This window comes from Actibacterium sp. (genome assembly GCF_041584535.1).
GTDB lineage: Bacteria > Pseudomonadota > Alphaproteobacteria > Rhodobacterales > Rhodobacteraceae > Actibacterium_D.
In genome coordinates, this window is record NZ_JBFHDW010000035.1 from 1 (window position 1) to 13,480 (window position 13,480).

At 60.6% G+C, this 13,480-nt stretch carries 10 protein-coding genes; 4 read left to right on the plus strand and 6 right to left on the minus strand.

Annotation, left to right across the window (positions count from 1 at the left end; all coding sequences use genetic code 11):
• Both ABYW26_RS03100 and ABYW26_RS03105 read right to left on the minus strand, forming a co-directional pair.
• Nucleotides 1-5,140: DUF4011 domain-containing protein (locus tag ABYW26_RS03100; RefSeq protein ID WP_372603310.1), on the minus strand; the 5,140-nt coding region annotated here is incomplete at its 3' end.
• A 272-nt stretch (nt 5,141-5,412) separates the two neighbouring features.
• A complete protein-coding gene (locus ABYW26_RS03105; RefSeq protein WP_372603311.1) occupies nt 5,413-6,909 on the minus strand; it encodes an ankyrin repeat domain-containing protein in 1,497 nt (498 codons plus the stop codon).
• Between the two features lie 306 nt (nt 6,910-7,215).
• Between ABYW26_RS03105 and ABYW26_RS03110 the strand changes: the two genes are divergently transcribed.
• From ABYW26_RS03110 to recR, 3 genes are read left to right on the plus strand one after another with little or no spacing between them, the layout of a single operon-like run.
• Nucleotides 7,216-8,970: a DNA polymerase III subunit gamma/tau gene (locus ABYW26_RS03110; protein WP_372603312.1), complete on the plus strand. Its 1,755-nt coding sequence runs from the start codon at nt 7,216-7,218 to the stop codon at nt 8,968-8,970.
• A 12-nt stretch (nt 8,971-8,982) separates the two neighbouring features.
• Nucleotides 8,983-9,327: a YbaB/EbfC family nucleoid-associated protein gene (locus ABYW26_RS03115; RefSeq protein ID WP_372603313.1), complete on the plus strand. Its 345-nt coding sequence runs from the start codon at nt 8,983-8,985 to the stop codon at nt 9,325-9,327.
• A 3-nt stretch (nt 9,328-9,330) separates the two neighbouring features.
• Nucleotides 9,331-9,930 carry a recombination mediator RecR gene (recR, locus tag ABYW26_RS03120; protein ID WP_372603314.1) on the plus strand — a complete coding sequence of 200 codons (600 nt, stop codon included), beginning with the start codon at nt 9,331-9,333 and terminating at the stop codon, nt 9,928-9,930.
• 223 nt (nt 9,931-10,153) lie between these two features.
• On the opposite strand, the gene ABYW26_RS03125 is transcribed toward recR, so the two are convergent.
• Both ABYW26_RS03125 and ABYW26_RS03130 read right to left on the minus strand, forming a co-directional pair.
• Nucleotides 10,154-10,927, minus strand: coding sequence for an NERD domain-containing protein (locus tag ABYW26_RS03125; RefSeq protein WP_372603315.1), 774 nt, complete (start codon nt 10,925-10,927; stop codon nt 10,154-10,156).
• A 268-nt stretch (nt 10,928-11,195) separates the two neighbouring features.
• A complete protein-coding gene (locus ABYW26_RS03130; protein ID WP_372603316.1) occupies nt 11,196-11,939 on the minus strand; it encodes a DUF1013 domain-containing protein in 744 nt (247 codons plus the stop codon).
• Nucleotides 11,940-12,065: 126 nt separating this feature from the next.
• Between ABYW26_RS03130 and ABYW26_RS03135 the strand changes: the two genes are divergently transcribed.
• Complete coding sequence (locus ABYW26_RS03135) at nt 12,066-12,695, plus strand: ribonuclease T (RefSeq protein WP_372603317.1); 630 nt, start codon at nt 12,066-12,068, stop codon at nt 12,693-12,695.
• Between the two features lie 42 nt (nt 12,696-12,737).
• On the opposite strand, the gene ABYW26_RS03140 is transcribed toward ABYW26_RS03135, so the two are convergent.
• Together ABYW26_RS03140 and ABYW26_RS03145 are read right to left on the minus strand one after the other, a co-directional pair.
• Nucleotides 12,738-13,124 carry an STAS/SEC14 domain-containing protein gene (locus tag ABYW26_RS03140; protein WP_372603318.1) on the minus strand — a complete coding sequence of 129 codons (387 nt, stop codon included), beginning with the start codon at nt 13,122-13,124 and terminating at the stop codon, nt 12,738-12,740.
• An 89-nt stretch (nt 13,125-13,213) separates the two neighbouring features.
• The coding region (locus tag ABYW26_RS03145) for a zinc-binding dehydrogenase (protein ID WP_372603319.1) at nt 13,214-13,480 on the minus strand (267 nt) is incomplete at its 5' end.

Sequence of the window (13,480 nt, forward strand, 5' to 3'; positions counted from 1 at the left end):
GATGCGCTGTCAGCGCTTGGTGAATGCGATCGACAACGGCCTTTGGATTTCTGAACCAGTCGGTGGACCAGACACGGAAGATCGTCCATCCGAGGTTTTCAAGCACGGCCTGACGGACTTTGTCACGGTCCCGTGCTGTCGCCGACCCGTGATAGGTTGCCCCATCGCATTCGATGCCGGCAAGGTAAACACCCGCATGATCCGGATGCACAACCCCCAGATCGATCCGAAAACCCGAGACACCAATCTGCGGGCGCAGTTCCCAACCCCTTGCCTCGATCGCCACCTTGATAGCCGCTTCGAACACGTTCTCGACTGGACCCAAAGACCCATCATCCTGCGCCGGTAGCGCAATCGGACCTCGCGCGGCAAAGTCGAGGAACGCCTTCAGATGCTTAACCCCAACCGCCTTGGTCCGCGTCAGGTCGATCTGATCCGCCCGGATCGAGGCGAAAATATGAAGCTCCTGTCGCGCGCGCGTTACAGCCACGTTCAATCGCTTTTCTCCACCATCCCCGTTAAGCGCGCCAAATGCCATGGACAGTTTCCCCGCGCTGTCGGGGCCGAAGGTAATGGAAAAGAGCATCACATCCCGCTCATCGCCCTGAATGTTCTCCAGGTTTTTCACGATAACCGGCTCTTCGCGAGCATCCTCAAAGAACCATTCAAGATCAGGATTCCGGCGGCGTTCTTCATCAAGAAGATCAAGGATAAGCCCCTGCTGTTCGCCGTTGAAAGTAATGACGCCCAAAGTCAGGCGATCTTCTTCGGGCAGCACCAGCCATTCGGTCAGCTTCCGAACCGCCATCCGCACGATAGCCCGCGCTTCCACCTCGTTTGTGCGTCCCTGCCCACGCGCATAGACGCCATCTATCTGGTGCAGTTGCACCGCCTCTGAAGCTGTTGCTGGAGACGGAAAGGTCACAAGTCTTCCGCCGTAGTAGTGCCAGTTCGAGAACGCAATCAGGGATTCGTCGCGGCTTCGATAGTGCCAGTCCAGTTGTTGGGTCGGAATACCGGCAGCGGCGACCTCATCGAGGATCGAAGCAAGGTCACGCTCGCTCTCCGGCAGTTCCTCATCACCACCGTCCGCCCGACCGAAAAAGTTCGTGGGAGGAAGTTGCTTGGGGTCACCGACAATAATTGCCTGCTTGCCCCGCGCGATGGCGCCAACGGCGTCCCATGTCGTGATCTGGGACGCTTCGTCAAAAATCACCACGTCGAAAGAGGCTTGCCCGGCCGGCAGGAACTGGGCCACCGAAAGCGGGGACATCAGAACACAAGGCGCCAGCTTGGTAAATGTTTGCGGCATCTCAGAGATCAGCGCGCGGATTGGCATGCTTGGACGTTGCAGACCGAGTTGATGGCGCAGGGTGCCCAGCTCGGACCTTCTGGGCACCATGTCCTGCGCAGGCAGCCCGTGCTGCACACGGTGAAGAACCTGAGAAGCCGACATTTCCGTCGCGCGGGCGTCAAGGGCGCGGAACCGTTGAATGGCGTCCTCATGCGACCAATAAGAAAAGCCGCGCAACGCGTCATCAGCGTCCATGGCGAGCGGCAGCCACCAAGCCGCGTAGGCCGCGACGAAAGCCAGTTCTGCTTCGACATCAAGAGACCCGGCCTCCATCGCATCGACAAGTGCCGAAAGCCCCGCTGATCGCGCCTGCGAGCGCAGGCCAACCCACCGGGTCCAATCCGACAAATGATCCCGTCCCGCGAGGACCCTTTCCAATTCTGCGGCAAGCTCGCTTAACGGCCAGTCCTGCGGCATCGACGCCGATGTTTCTGAAAAGGCTGCGGCCTTTTCGCTCCACGTTTCGTAAAGGCTCTTGAACCGGTAGATCGTGGAACGCAGGTCGCCATCTGACCGGGATGCGATCTGGTCACAGGTCGTCTTCCATGCATCCTCCGAAGACGCGAGCGCGCCAAGCGGCTGCAGCGCCTCGACCACCTCGGCCGCCTCCTTTAACCACAGACTTAGTTTCTGTTCGTCAGTGTCGACACCCGAGAACGCGGGGCAATCGCGAAGAGGATGCGTTTCGATCTCGGCGCGTGCGCGCTTGGTTTCCGCCAAGGCAACGATATCATTCCCCGGTTCGGCCTTGCCGCCAACGGCATAGGTCTGCAACAGCTTGCGGACGGCGGACTTTGCGAAAATCGAAAGCGGCCACATCTTTGTCTGGGCAAGACGCCAACTGGTGTCCAATTGCTCAAGCGGCACGCTATCGAGGCGATCCATCGGATAACTGGCCTTAACCGCAGCGGCGGACGTGCGATACCGGCCAAGGATCTTAGCCAGTCGTTCCGCATCGCTTTGGGCTTCCTTGACATCGCGCCCAACCGCCCACCTGACATCTACACCCTCCAAGGGGACGGACGCCAAGGTTACGAGACGTTTCAGGAACTCGGGGGCCCCGTCGCGGTCAGCTTGAAGCCCAGCCATCTGAGCAAGTTTTTCCGCTGCGTCCGATAGGGCGCGGGTTGCCGTTTTCAGGGCTTCTGCGCGTTCCAAAAGCTGGGTTTGCCAGGCGAAGGACCACTCCTCGGCCTCGATCAAGGGAAGGCGCGGATGGTCAGAAACGATTTCATGACAGCGCCCCAGTGCTTCTGCCAACTTGCTGAGATGAGCGTAGGTCTCGGCGTCATGGGCATCCTTGTTGTCGAACGCAAGGCGGAATGGCAGTTCAAGAGCAGCAGCGCGGCCGATCGCTTGATACACGCTAAAGCCCTGCGTCCCTTTGTGGTGCAGCGCCGCCACATAAGCGTTCAGCTGTTCTCGTGTAACAGAAAGATCGTCTGTTATTTTGATCCAGCTTTGTTCAGATGCGTTTGCAGCGCGGTTCCAACTGCGCCCAAGCTGGTCAAGAACCGACTTTCTATCCGCCTTGTTGGAATGGAGTTCCAACACTGCGTCGCCAAGGCCGTGCGCAGAAAGACGGCGATGCACGACGTCAAGCGCCGCAGACTTCTCGGCGACAAAGAGCACCGTTTTCCCAATAGCAAGGCACTGAGATATGATGTTCGCGATCGTTTGGCTCTTGCCGGTGCCCGGGGGACCAATCAGCACGAAATCATGCCCTTCTTGTGCTGCGAGAACCGCAGCCAACTGGGATGAGTCCGCAGGCAAAGGGGTAAAAAGATCACGTGGTGCTATGCGCCGGTCTACGTCTGCTGCAACCGGCAGGCCAGGGTCGCCCTCCGACAAGAAAGGCTGGGCGGGATTGTCAACCAGATGCTTGACCAGCGCGCTTTCTCTAAGGCTATCTGTCCGCTCAACCAAGTCCTTCCACATCAGGAACTTGGCAAATGAAAAGGTCGAAAGTGCCAGATCTTCGACCACTTCAAAACCCGCGACATCACGCACCTTTCGGCGCATCGTCTCAAAAATCCGCGGAAGGTCGTAGCCGCTTTCGTCTCGGGGCAGTTCTCCTTCTAGCTCCGGCACCTTCAAATCAAAGTCGCGCTTGAGGAATTCAAGCAGCGTGGCGTTGAAGCGAACATCATCTTCGTGGTGTTCGATAATGAAATCGGACTGTGCTGAGCGCCGCGAGACTTTGACCGGAATCAATAAAAGCGGAGCCCGGTAGCGTCGCGTGTCGCCCTCAGTTTTCTTCCAACGCAAGAAACCGGCGGCAAGAAAAAGTGTATTGGTCCCGCCCTCCTGCATGTCGCTTTTGGCGCGGCGGTGCAGTTCAAGGAGACGTTTATCGGTCTCTTTGCGCGTCAGGGGAACTGCGATCTGCCCTTTGCCAAACGCATCGCGTGCGACGTCTTCCAAAAGCCGCGGTTCGTCTTTCGTCAGAAGCTCCCTGTCGCCTAACGGGTCTTCTTCTCTTAGGGGTAGCGACTTGAATTTCTGACCATCCGCCAATTTATCCTCAAGCGCAGACACATCCGGGCACAAGAAGGGCAGCGTCTGCTTACTGTCGCGAAAATTCAGCAACCGGTTGCGCAGGGAAAGGTCGAGCAGTTTTCTCTGCCATCGTGAGATGCGGTCGTCGGCGGTGGCTGGCTCTTCTTCGACGATATCCCCGGGAAGAAACCCCAAATCCAAGGGCTTTGGCAAAGCAGCGGGGCTGGCGGGAATCTCGTTTGGATCGACGGTTTCTGCGATCTGATGGCTTGCAAGCGGGCGGACGCGAGCAGCACGCGCCCGGCGGACGTCCACTGCAAGCAGGAAAGTATGCTCGTTGCGCTCAGCGGTATGTTCTCGGCCCTTGGCGACTGCATCGTCAAAGCCGACAGTCGGTCTTTGTGTCAGCAGCGTCGTCTCCATCATGACGAACTCGCGTGCTTCGGCGGCTTTGCGCACGGCCATCACATCCGGCTGGCTTACAGTTCCGAAGTCGCGATCGGTCAGCCACACGCCCGTCCAGGCGTGCCCTTCAGAAAAGAGCACGACCGGATTGAGCCCCGCAGCCTCAAAGCTGGCTGCGAGCAAAAGCGAGCTGTCGAGGCAGGTCGCCAGTCCCTCGGACCGAATGCGCCCCGGGTCGCGCACCTTTTGGCCGCGAAGTTCAAAGCTGGCTGGCGGCACTGCATAGGTCAGGCCCAGGCCCGTCACTGCTGACCAAATCGCCCCGGCAAGCATCCAGACCCGACCGGGGTCTTTTGACTGATACCCGTCGATGCTGCCATTTTGACCGGCTTGTTCCAAAAGACGCCCGGCGTCCTTGAGGATTGCGGCGATCACGGCGTGATTGGGCGAGACAAACGCCGCCAGAAGCTGCGCCATCTCGCCGACACCACCCCACTCGTCCCGTGCGAGCATCTCGATGGGGCGGCTTTCCTCAAAGAGCACATCGCCATCCTGACGCACGCTCAACTTCAGGTGGCCGATCTCTGCTTCGTTGAGGCCACCCAGAAGCACCGTATCCAGTGGCGTCGCAAGATCGGACAGAGACTGTTTGTCCCCCGGCCGAATACGGTCAATCACCCAAGTCTTCGGTCGAATTAGCCCCGGAACGCATTCTGCTTCGACGACAATATTCTCAAGTGGCTCATCGCCATTATTCGTCAACACAAGCTTCTTGATAATGGACACACCGTTCTGGGAAGAGGCGAAATTAACCTTTCCGGCGACACTTGCCTCTAGCGAGACAGCGGCATTCACCTTCACATCGACAGCCCCAAAGCTCATTACCGCTTTTCCTTATGCCCACCAACTTATGGTTGATACCGCACAAGAGCACGGGTCGGTCGATCCCACAACCCAGAGATGCCTTTTGTCAAATTGGATTTGCAGGGATCGCCTCTTGTTTCGCCGACGCCAACAGGATGAACGTCCAGCAAATAGGCCAGTGAAAAGGAAAAATCTGACGCCAGAGTTTGAATGCGCTCCAGCGTCAGATTCCCTGGAAAGATGCTGACTTCATCTGGCCGGGCTCGCGGCCCAGCCGCTCACACTTTTTTCTACTCCGTCACCACCTGCCCGGGATAGCGGCGGCCCCAGTCGGCCAGAAACGCCGCAATGGCCGGATCACCCGCGAAGGACAACAGCTTGCGCGGCAGGGCCACGCCATGTTCCAGCGCCATGCGGGCACAGGTGACATGATCGCGGTCGGCCCGCTGCGGGCAGTTCTCGGATCCGTGGATGATCGCCCCCAGCAAGGTGCCGCCATGGGCGTTCACATGCCCCAGATCGGGACGCAGCGCGATCAGCCAGCCCATCACCTCGGGCATGCCTTCCCATCCGGCGGATTGCACCGGGGTCACACCCTGCGCATCGGGTCGGTCATATTCCAGACCCAGCGCCACAAGCCGCTTCATGTGATCCAGCTTGCCGGGCAGATGCGCCATGTCACGCAGGATGTTGCGATAGACCTCGGGCAGGCGCGCCGGATTGATATAGCGCCCGGTGGTGTCGCCGCCATCGGCAGCGGCGGCCAAAAGCGCCTCGTCCTCGGTCAGGTCCGGGGGCGTGCCGTGGGATTCGATCGCATGCGCCAGATCGGCGTTGCCGACCACCCGCGCGTGGCCATAGGCGGTGACACCCTGATACAGCGCCGCCGGATCGGCCCCGGCCCCAAGCAACAGGCCGACCATCCGGGCATCCGACATGCGCAGCGCCGCGTGATGCAGGGCCGGAACCGCGCCGTCCTCATCCGGCCGCGCGCCATGGGCCAACAGCATTTCGACCGCCACGTGATCGTTGAAATCCATCGCCCTCAGCACCGCATTGGTGCCGCGTGGATCGGCCCCCGCCGCCAGCAGCATTTTCAGGCCGCTGTGGTGGCCCAGCTCGACCGCGTGATACAGCGACTCGCCGTCATTCGGATCCGCGCCGTGATCCAACAGCCATTGCCCCAGAACCATGTTATCGGCATGGCCAATCGCGCCATAAAGCGCTGACAGCGGGGTGTCCCCCCCTTGGGCGGGCATCGCGTCATTCACATCGGCACCGTTGGCGACCAGCAGGCTGGCAATCGCCAGCATGTCGTCCTTCAACTCGGGCCGGGCGTGGATATAGCGCGAGAACGCCAGATGCAGCATCGGCGTGCGCGGGCCGCGTTTGCGGGTGGCGGCCTCGGGGTCGTCGGCCAGAACCGCGCGCACAGCGGGCAGGTTCAGCAGCGCCACTTGCAGGCCGAACAGGCCCTCGGCCAGATCGGGGGTCTCGTCCAGCAGCGCCTGCACCACGTGGTTTTGCCCGTGATACAGCGCCACTTTCAGCCGTTGCTGCCGGGCCGCGCGGTCCAGCCCCACGGTCTCGGCGGCGAATTTCAGCGCCGGCCAACTGTCAAACCCGGCCTCGCGGGCGACAACATGCAGGTAATCGGCGCGTTTCAAATCATGCACGGATCGCGCCACATGCGCCTTGAGCCGCGTCAACGCAACGGCATCGCCCGCATCGCAGGCCTTTTGCAGTGCCTTGGCGGCACGGCGCAATTTTTCTATGGAGTTTGTCATCGGTTTCCTCTCAACACGCCCGAGGATCCGCTGATCGGGCAAGAGTGAACCGAGATATATGTCGGTCGCTTACTGGGGCGTGCTGATACAGCTTTCCGCGGATCAGGAGGCCGCGCCCGGTCGGCCTGACGCCTGAATAGCACCCGCCTTGCCGCCGGGCCAGAGCCCGCCCGCGCCAGATCTTTCACCTGCGGCAATATCGCCACGCTTGGCGCCATAGCATGAATCTGGACCTCTGCCGGTGGTGCTACTGGACCTCGCCCAGCCCAGCGCGTAACGTGCCTGCGACCACTCTGACGAGGCCCCATGTCTGATACACCCGGCACCGCCTATCAGGTGCTTGCCCGCAAATACCGTCCCGCCACCTTTGCCGATCTCATCGGCCAGGAAGCGATGGTGCGCACGCTGAAAAACGCCTTTGCCGCTGACCGGATCGCGCAGGCGTTCATCATGACCGGCATTCGCGGCACGGGTAAGACCACCACGGCGCGGATCATCTCGAAGGGCATGAACTGTATCGGTCCCGATGGCACCGGCGGCCCGACCACTGAACCCTGCGGCGTCTGCGAACATTGCGTCGCCATCGCCGAAGGCCGCCATGTCGATGTGATGGAGATGGACGCCGCCAGCCGCACCGGCGTTGGCGACATCCGCGAGATCATCGACTCGGTGCACTACCGCGCCGCCAGCGCCCGCTATAAGATCTATATCATCGACGAAGTTCACATGCTGTCGACCAGCGCCTTCAACGCGCTGCTCAAGACGCTGGAAGAACCGCCCGCGCATGTGAAATTCATCTTTGCCACCACCGAAATCCGCAAGGTGCCGGTCACGGTTCTGTCACGCTGTCAGCGCTTTGATCTGCGCCGCATTGAGCCCGAAGTGATGATCGCCCACCTGCAAGGCATCGCCGCCAAGGAAGGCGCGCAAATTGCCGAGGACGCGCTGGCGCTGATCACCCGCGCGGCCGAGGGGTCAGTCCGTGACGCGATGAGCCTGCTGGATCAGGCCATCAGCCACGGCGCCGGTGAAACCACCGCCGAACAGGTGCGGGCCATGCTGGGTCTGGCCGATCGCGGCCGGGTTCTGGACCTCTTTGATATGGTGATGCGCGGCGACGCGGCGGGCGCGCTGTCAGAACTGGCGTCACAATATGCCGATGGCGCCGACCCGATGGCGGTGCTGCGCGATCTGGCCGAAATCACCCATTGGGTCAGCGTGATCCAGATCACCCCCGGCGCCGCCGAAGACCCGACGATCTCGCCCGATGAACGGGCGCGCGGCGTGGCGATGGCCGGGGAACTGCCGATCCGGGTCATGTCCCGGATGTGGCAAATGCTGCTGAAAGCCATGGAAGAGGTCGCCCTGTCACCCAACGCCATGATGGCGGCGGAAATGGCGATCATCCGCCTGACCCATGTGTCCAACCTGCCGACGCCCGAAGATCTGGTGCGCAAATTGCAGGACATGCCGCCGCCGACCTCGCCCGGGCCCTCCGCGCCCGCGCCGTCGAACGGCGGCTCTGGCCCCTCGGCCTATGCCGGTCGCGGCCCCGCTCTGAGCGGTGGTGGGGGGACAAGCGGCGGCCCGGTCGCGGCGCTGGCTCAGGCACCGGAAAACGCATTGGCGCGCTATGTGAGCTTTGAACAGGTCGTGGCCCTGATCCGCGACAACCGCGACATGAAGCTGCTGGTCGAGGTTGAAACCACCTTGCGGCTGGTCAGCTATTCCCCCGGCCGGATCGAATTCGAACCGACTGAATCCGCGCCGCGCGATCTGGCCGCGCGTCTGGGGCAAAAGCTGCAGGCATGGACCGGCGCCCGCTGGGCGATCTCGGTCACCGGATCCGGCGGCGGCAAGACCATCGCCGAGGACCGCGACGCCGAGAAACTGGCGCTTGAGGCCAAGGCCCGCACCCACCCCTTGGTTCAGGCCGTGTTTGCAGCCTTTCCCAGCGCAAAAATAACCGATATCCGAACCCCCGAAGCCTTGGCCAAGGTCGCCGCCCAAGAGGCGCTGCCCGAGGTCGAGGATGAATGGGATCCGTTCGAAGAAGAATAAGGAGCGAATGATATGCTGAAAGGTCTGGGCGGGCTTGGCGATATGGCCAAGATGATGAAAGCCGCGAAGGAAATGCAGGAAAAGGTCGGCCAGTTGCAGGAAGACCTGAACGTGATCACCGTGATCGGTGAATCCGGCGCCGGTCTGGTCAAGGCCACCGCCACCGCCAAGGGCGAACTGACCGGTCTGGAAATCGACCCGTCGATCTTTGTCCCGTCGGAAAAAGAAGTGGCCGAGGACCTGATCCTTGCCGCGATCAAGGACGCTCAGGCCAAGGCGGTCGAGCGCAGCCAGGAAGAAATGCGCAAGCTGACCGAAGGCATGGGTCTGCCGGCCGACATGAAACTGCCGTTCTAAGGCATGAGCAACAGCACCCGCGATATCGAGGGTCTGATCGACCTGATGGCGCGGCTGCCCGGCCTTGGGCCGCGGTCAGCCCGCCGCGCGGTGCTGCATCTGATCAAGAAACGCGGGATGCTGATGACGCCGCTGGCCGAGGCGATGCAGCACGTCGCCGCCACCGCCCGCGAATGCGTAAGCTGCGGCAATATCGGCACCTCGGACATCTGCGACATCTGCGCCGACCCGCGACGCGCCACCGGCGAAATCTGCGTGGTCGAGGACGTGGCCGATCTGTGGGCGATGGAGCGGGGTCAGGTCTTTAAGGGCCGCTACCACGTGCTGGGCGGCACCCTGTCGGCGCTGGACGCGGTCGGACCGGACGACCTGCGCATCCCCAAACTGGTCGACCGGGTCCGCGATGAAGGCGTGCGCGAAGTCATCCTTGCACTGAACGCCACGGTCGATGGCCAAACCACCGCCCATTATATCGCGGATGAGCTTGAAGGCCGCGGGGTGACGGTCACCTCACTGGCCCAAGGCGTCCCGATCGGGGGCGAGCTGGACTACCTCGACGACGGCACAATCAGCGCAGCCCTGAAGGCCCGGAAGAGTTTTTAAGGGGGTGGAGTCAACTACAACGCCTGTGAGCAAGGGCGTTCCGCCTAGTTGGGTTTAGGGCCGCAGCGTTGATAAATCGGGAACTCGAACTCACCTACGCCTTCATGCAGTAAAGAGCTGTGCCGAACTCAAGAATATTCGACAATTGATTGCGCCCACCGGGTTGTAACTAGCCAACGTCCGCCTTCCATTCCCAATGGAAGCCTTGCTACCAGATCGGGCGCTAAGTTGCCTTTCGAGTGCCCTTGCACCTCGGGAAGTTTGCGCACCCCAGAAAAACATCACCTGTCTTACGATTGGTCCTTTTTACCATCTTAGAGCCACATCTAGGGCATGTTGTAGTCGCTGTGTCACTCGCAAGGGCTGCATTTGCGACGTGCGCTTTAGCTGTGGACTTCTTTCTAAGGTTTTCAACGTGTTCCTGACGCACCGCTTTGGTATTCTCAAATGACTGATCACGTAGTTTTTGCGCGTAAGCGTTCACTTGCGCATCGGAAAATACTTGCTCATTTTGGAGCGCGATGAGCCTTCCAAGGTCTTTCAACCCCCAAGCAACGCTATCCGGCATAACTGTCTTTGGCTCAGCTGAGCCAGTGAATACAACGAGGTTATGAAGGGCGTTTTCATCGACCTGTAAAATCTCCTGCACGGCTTTCACATGCGCATAGTTCTGCCGAAGAGGGTTTTGAAAGCTGCGTTTTCTGCGGTTTTGTACTTGGGTCCATTTTTCCTGGTTGGTTTCGCCGAAAATCCAGCCTGACATGTTCTTGGTCTCGATTACGAAAATTCCAAAGCGAGAAAGTATAAGATGATCTATTTGGGTCGTGCCACGCGCAGCCGGCAGAATTAAATCGGACAGGACACGGTAATCATTCTCACGCAGACCGAATGTTAGGGCATTGTGCACCCGCCTCTCACCTCTAGCGCCTTTTCTTTCGGGCGTATCGTAGCTCGCTACAATTGCTCGAAACGTCGAATTCAACAAAAACTTCAGCATAATTACTCACGTTAATTCTATGGCGGCTTTGCATCAGCTGCGGGTTAGAATTGCCTATATGACGTGTGCCGCCAATAACTTAAGTAAAATAGTGGCGCGCTGCGAGTTCAAGCCCCTTCGCTTCCAACTCCAGAGCGGATTTCAGAACCCCGCGGGGAAAGGCGTCTTAGCTTCGCACCCGCGGCGAAATTGAAGCGTCGCAGCGAATGCCCCCAAACAAAAAACCCGGCGCAAGGCCGGGTTTTTCCGTAAAGACCTTTGATCGATCTTATTCGTCTTCGTCGTCATCCCCGCCGGCGGGCAGGTTGAAGAAGCTTTCGGCGTCGGGCAGCGGGGCCTCTTTTTCGTCGTCGTCATTCGACGACAGCGAGAAGGTTTCCAGCCCGGCGATCGACGACGGCATGCGCGACTCGGGCGCCATGCCCAGCGATTGCTCGGTCGACAGCAGCTTGCGGCGTTCGTCGTCCGACATCGCGGCGCCTTCGGCGGCCTTTTTCGCGGCGGCTTTTTGCACGGCGGCATCCAGTTCGGACTGTTTGCACAGGCCCAGCGCGACCGGGTCGATCGGCTGAATGTTCGAGATGTTCCAGTGGGTGCGCTCGCGGATGGCCTGAATGGTCGGCTTGGTGGTGCCAACCAGTTTCGAGACCTGACCGTCGGTCAGTTCCGGGTGGAACTTGACCAGCCACAGGATCGCCGCCGGGCGGTCCTGACGTTTGGACAGCGGCGTATAGCGCGGGCCACGGCGTTTTTCCTCACCCACGGCGGCGGGGTTGAATTTCAGCTTCAGCACATGCGTCGGATTGGCCTCGGCCTTGTCGATTTCTTCCTGCGTCAGCTGGTTGTTCGCAACCGGGTCAAACCCTTTGACACCCGTCGCGACATCGCCATCGGCAATGCCCTGAACCTCAAGCTCGTGCAGACCGCAGAAATCGGCGATCTGTTTGAAACTCAGCGTCGTGTTATCCACCAGCCAGACAGCAGTGGCTTTCGCCATGATCGGTTTGTCCATGACCAAACTCCTTTAAACAAATCTCTCCCGCGCCGGGAAAACGGCTGGTCCGGCTGGACCTTATCCTCGTTTTCGGGGAGGGTTTGGGCCGTATATAGTCGGCCTTGCCGTGAGAGGAAAGAGGAAATGCGTTGGGTTCTGGTGCTGCTGCTAAGCACGCGGCTGGCTTTTGCCGACGGCGAAAAGGCGGGGGATTTCGATTATTACGTGCTGTCGCTGAGCTGGTCGCCGACGTGGTGCGCACTGGAGGGCGACGCGCGCGGCTCGCCGGAATGCGCGGCGGATGCGGATTTCGGCTGGGTGCTGCATGGCCTCTGGCCACAATATGAAACCGGCTGGCCCAGCTATTGCTTTTCGCCCTATGGCAATCCCAGCCGCCAGACCACCGATGGCATGGCCGACATCATGGGGTCCGGCGGGCTAGCGTGGTATCAGTGGAAAAAGCACGGGCGCTGTGCCGGGCTGGCGGCGGAAAGCTATTTCGATCAGGCCCGCCGCGCCTATGAAGCGATCACCCGGCCCGAGGTGTTTCACAAGCTGACCCGCGCGGTCGAGCTACCAGCCGCCGTGGTGGAAGAGGCGTTTCTGACCGAGAACCCGCAGCTTTGGCCCGATGCGATCACCGTCACCTGCAAGGACGCGCGCATTCAGGAGGTGCGGATCTGCCTGACCCCGGATCTTGAGCCACGCGATTGCGGCGCTGACACGGTGCGGGACTGTCGCTTGCAAAACGCATTGTTCGAGCCGGTTCGATAGGGCGGGACGCCTCCGGCGGGAGTATTTGCGCCAAGAAAAAGATCAAACGTTCGCAGTGATCCACGCCTTGGCCGCAGCAAGGTCTTTGGTGTCGAACAACTGCACCGGGCAGCGGATCAGCGGCGCGAACATCTTGACGCCACGGCGGATCCATTTCTTGTCGGTGACGATGGCGATGCGGGCGAAATCGGCCAGATGCATCACGCCCAGACGCGCGTCATCCCAAGCGGCGCCGGCGCTGTAGCTTTCGAATTCGGGGCCGAGAAGATAGAGCAGCTTGAGCTTGCCTTGCGAGGCGATCTTCTGATCGACCAGCGGCATGATCACCTGTTCATAGTCGTCATGGGTGACACAGCCGCTGGCGGACAGCGCCAGCACATCGACGGGATAGTCCGGAAGCACCTGAATATGGGGGGATTTCGCGGTCATGGCGTGTTCCTTTCGCGATCAGGCGGGGCGGCGCAGGTTACGCGCCCCGCCTGATGGATATGGGGGTGCGCCGGGGGTGTCCCAAGGGCTTAGGTGATCCTGAGCACGATCTTGCCGATATGCTGGCTGGTTTCCATCCGGGCATGGGCGGCGGCGGCATCGGCAAGGGGATATTCGCTGTCGATGACCGGGTGGATCTTGCCCGCGTCCAGCAACGGCCAGACCTTTTCGCGCAGTTGATCAGCGATGCGGGCCTTGGCCAGATCGGATTGCGGCCGCAGGGTCGAGCCGGTGATGGTCAGGCGGCGGGCCATGATCTGGGCGAAATTGATCTCGGCCTTGGGGCCGGACAGGAA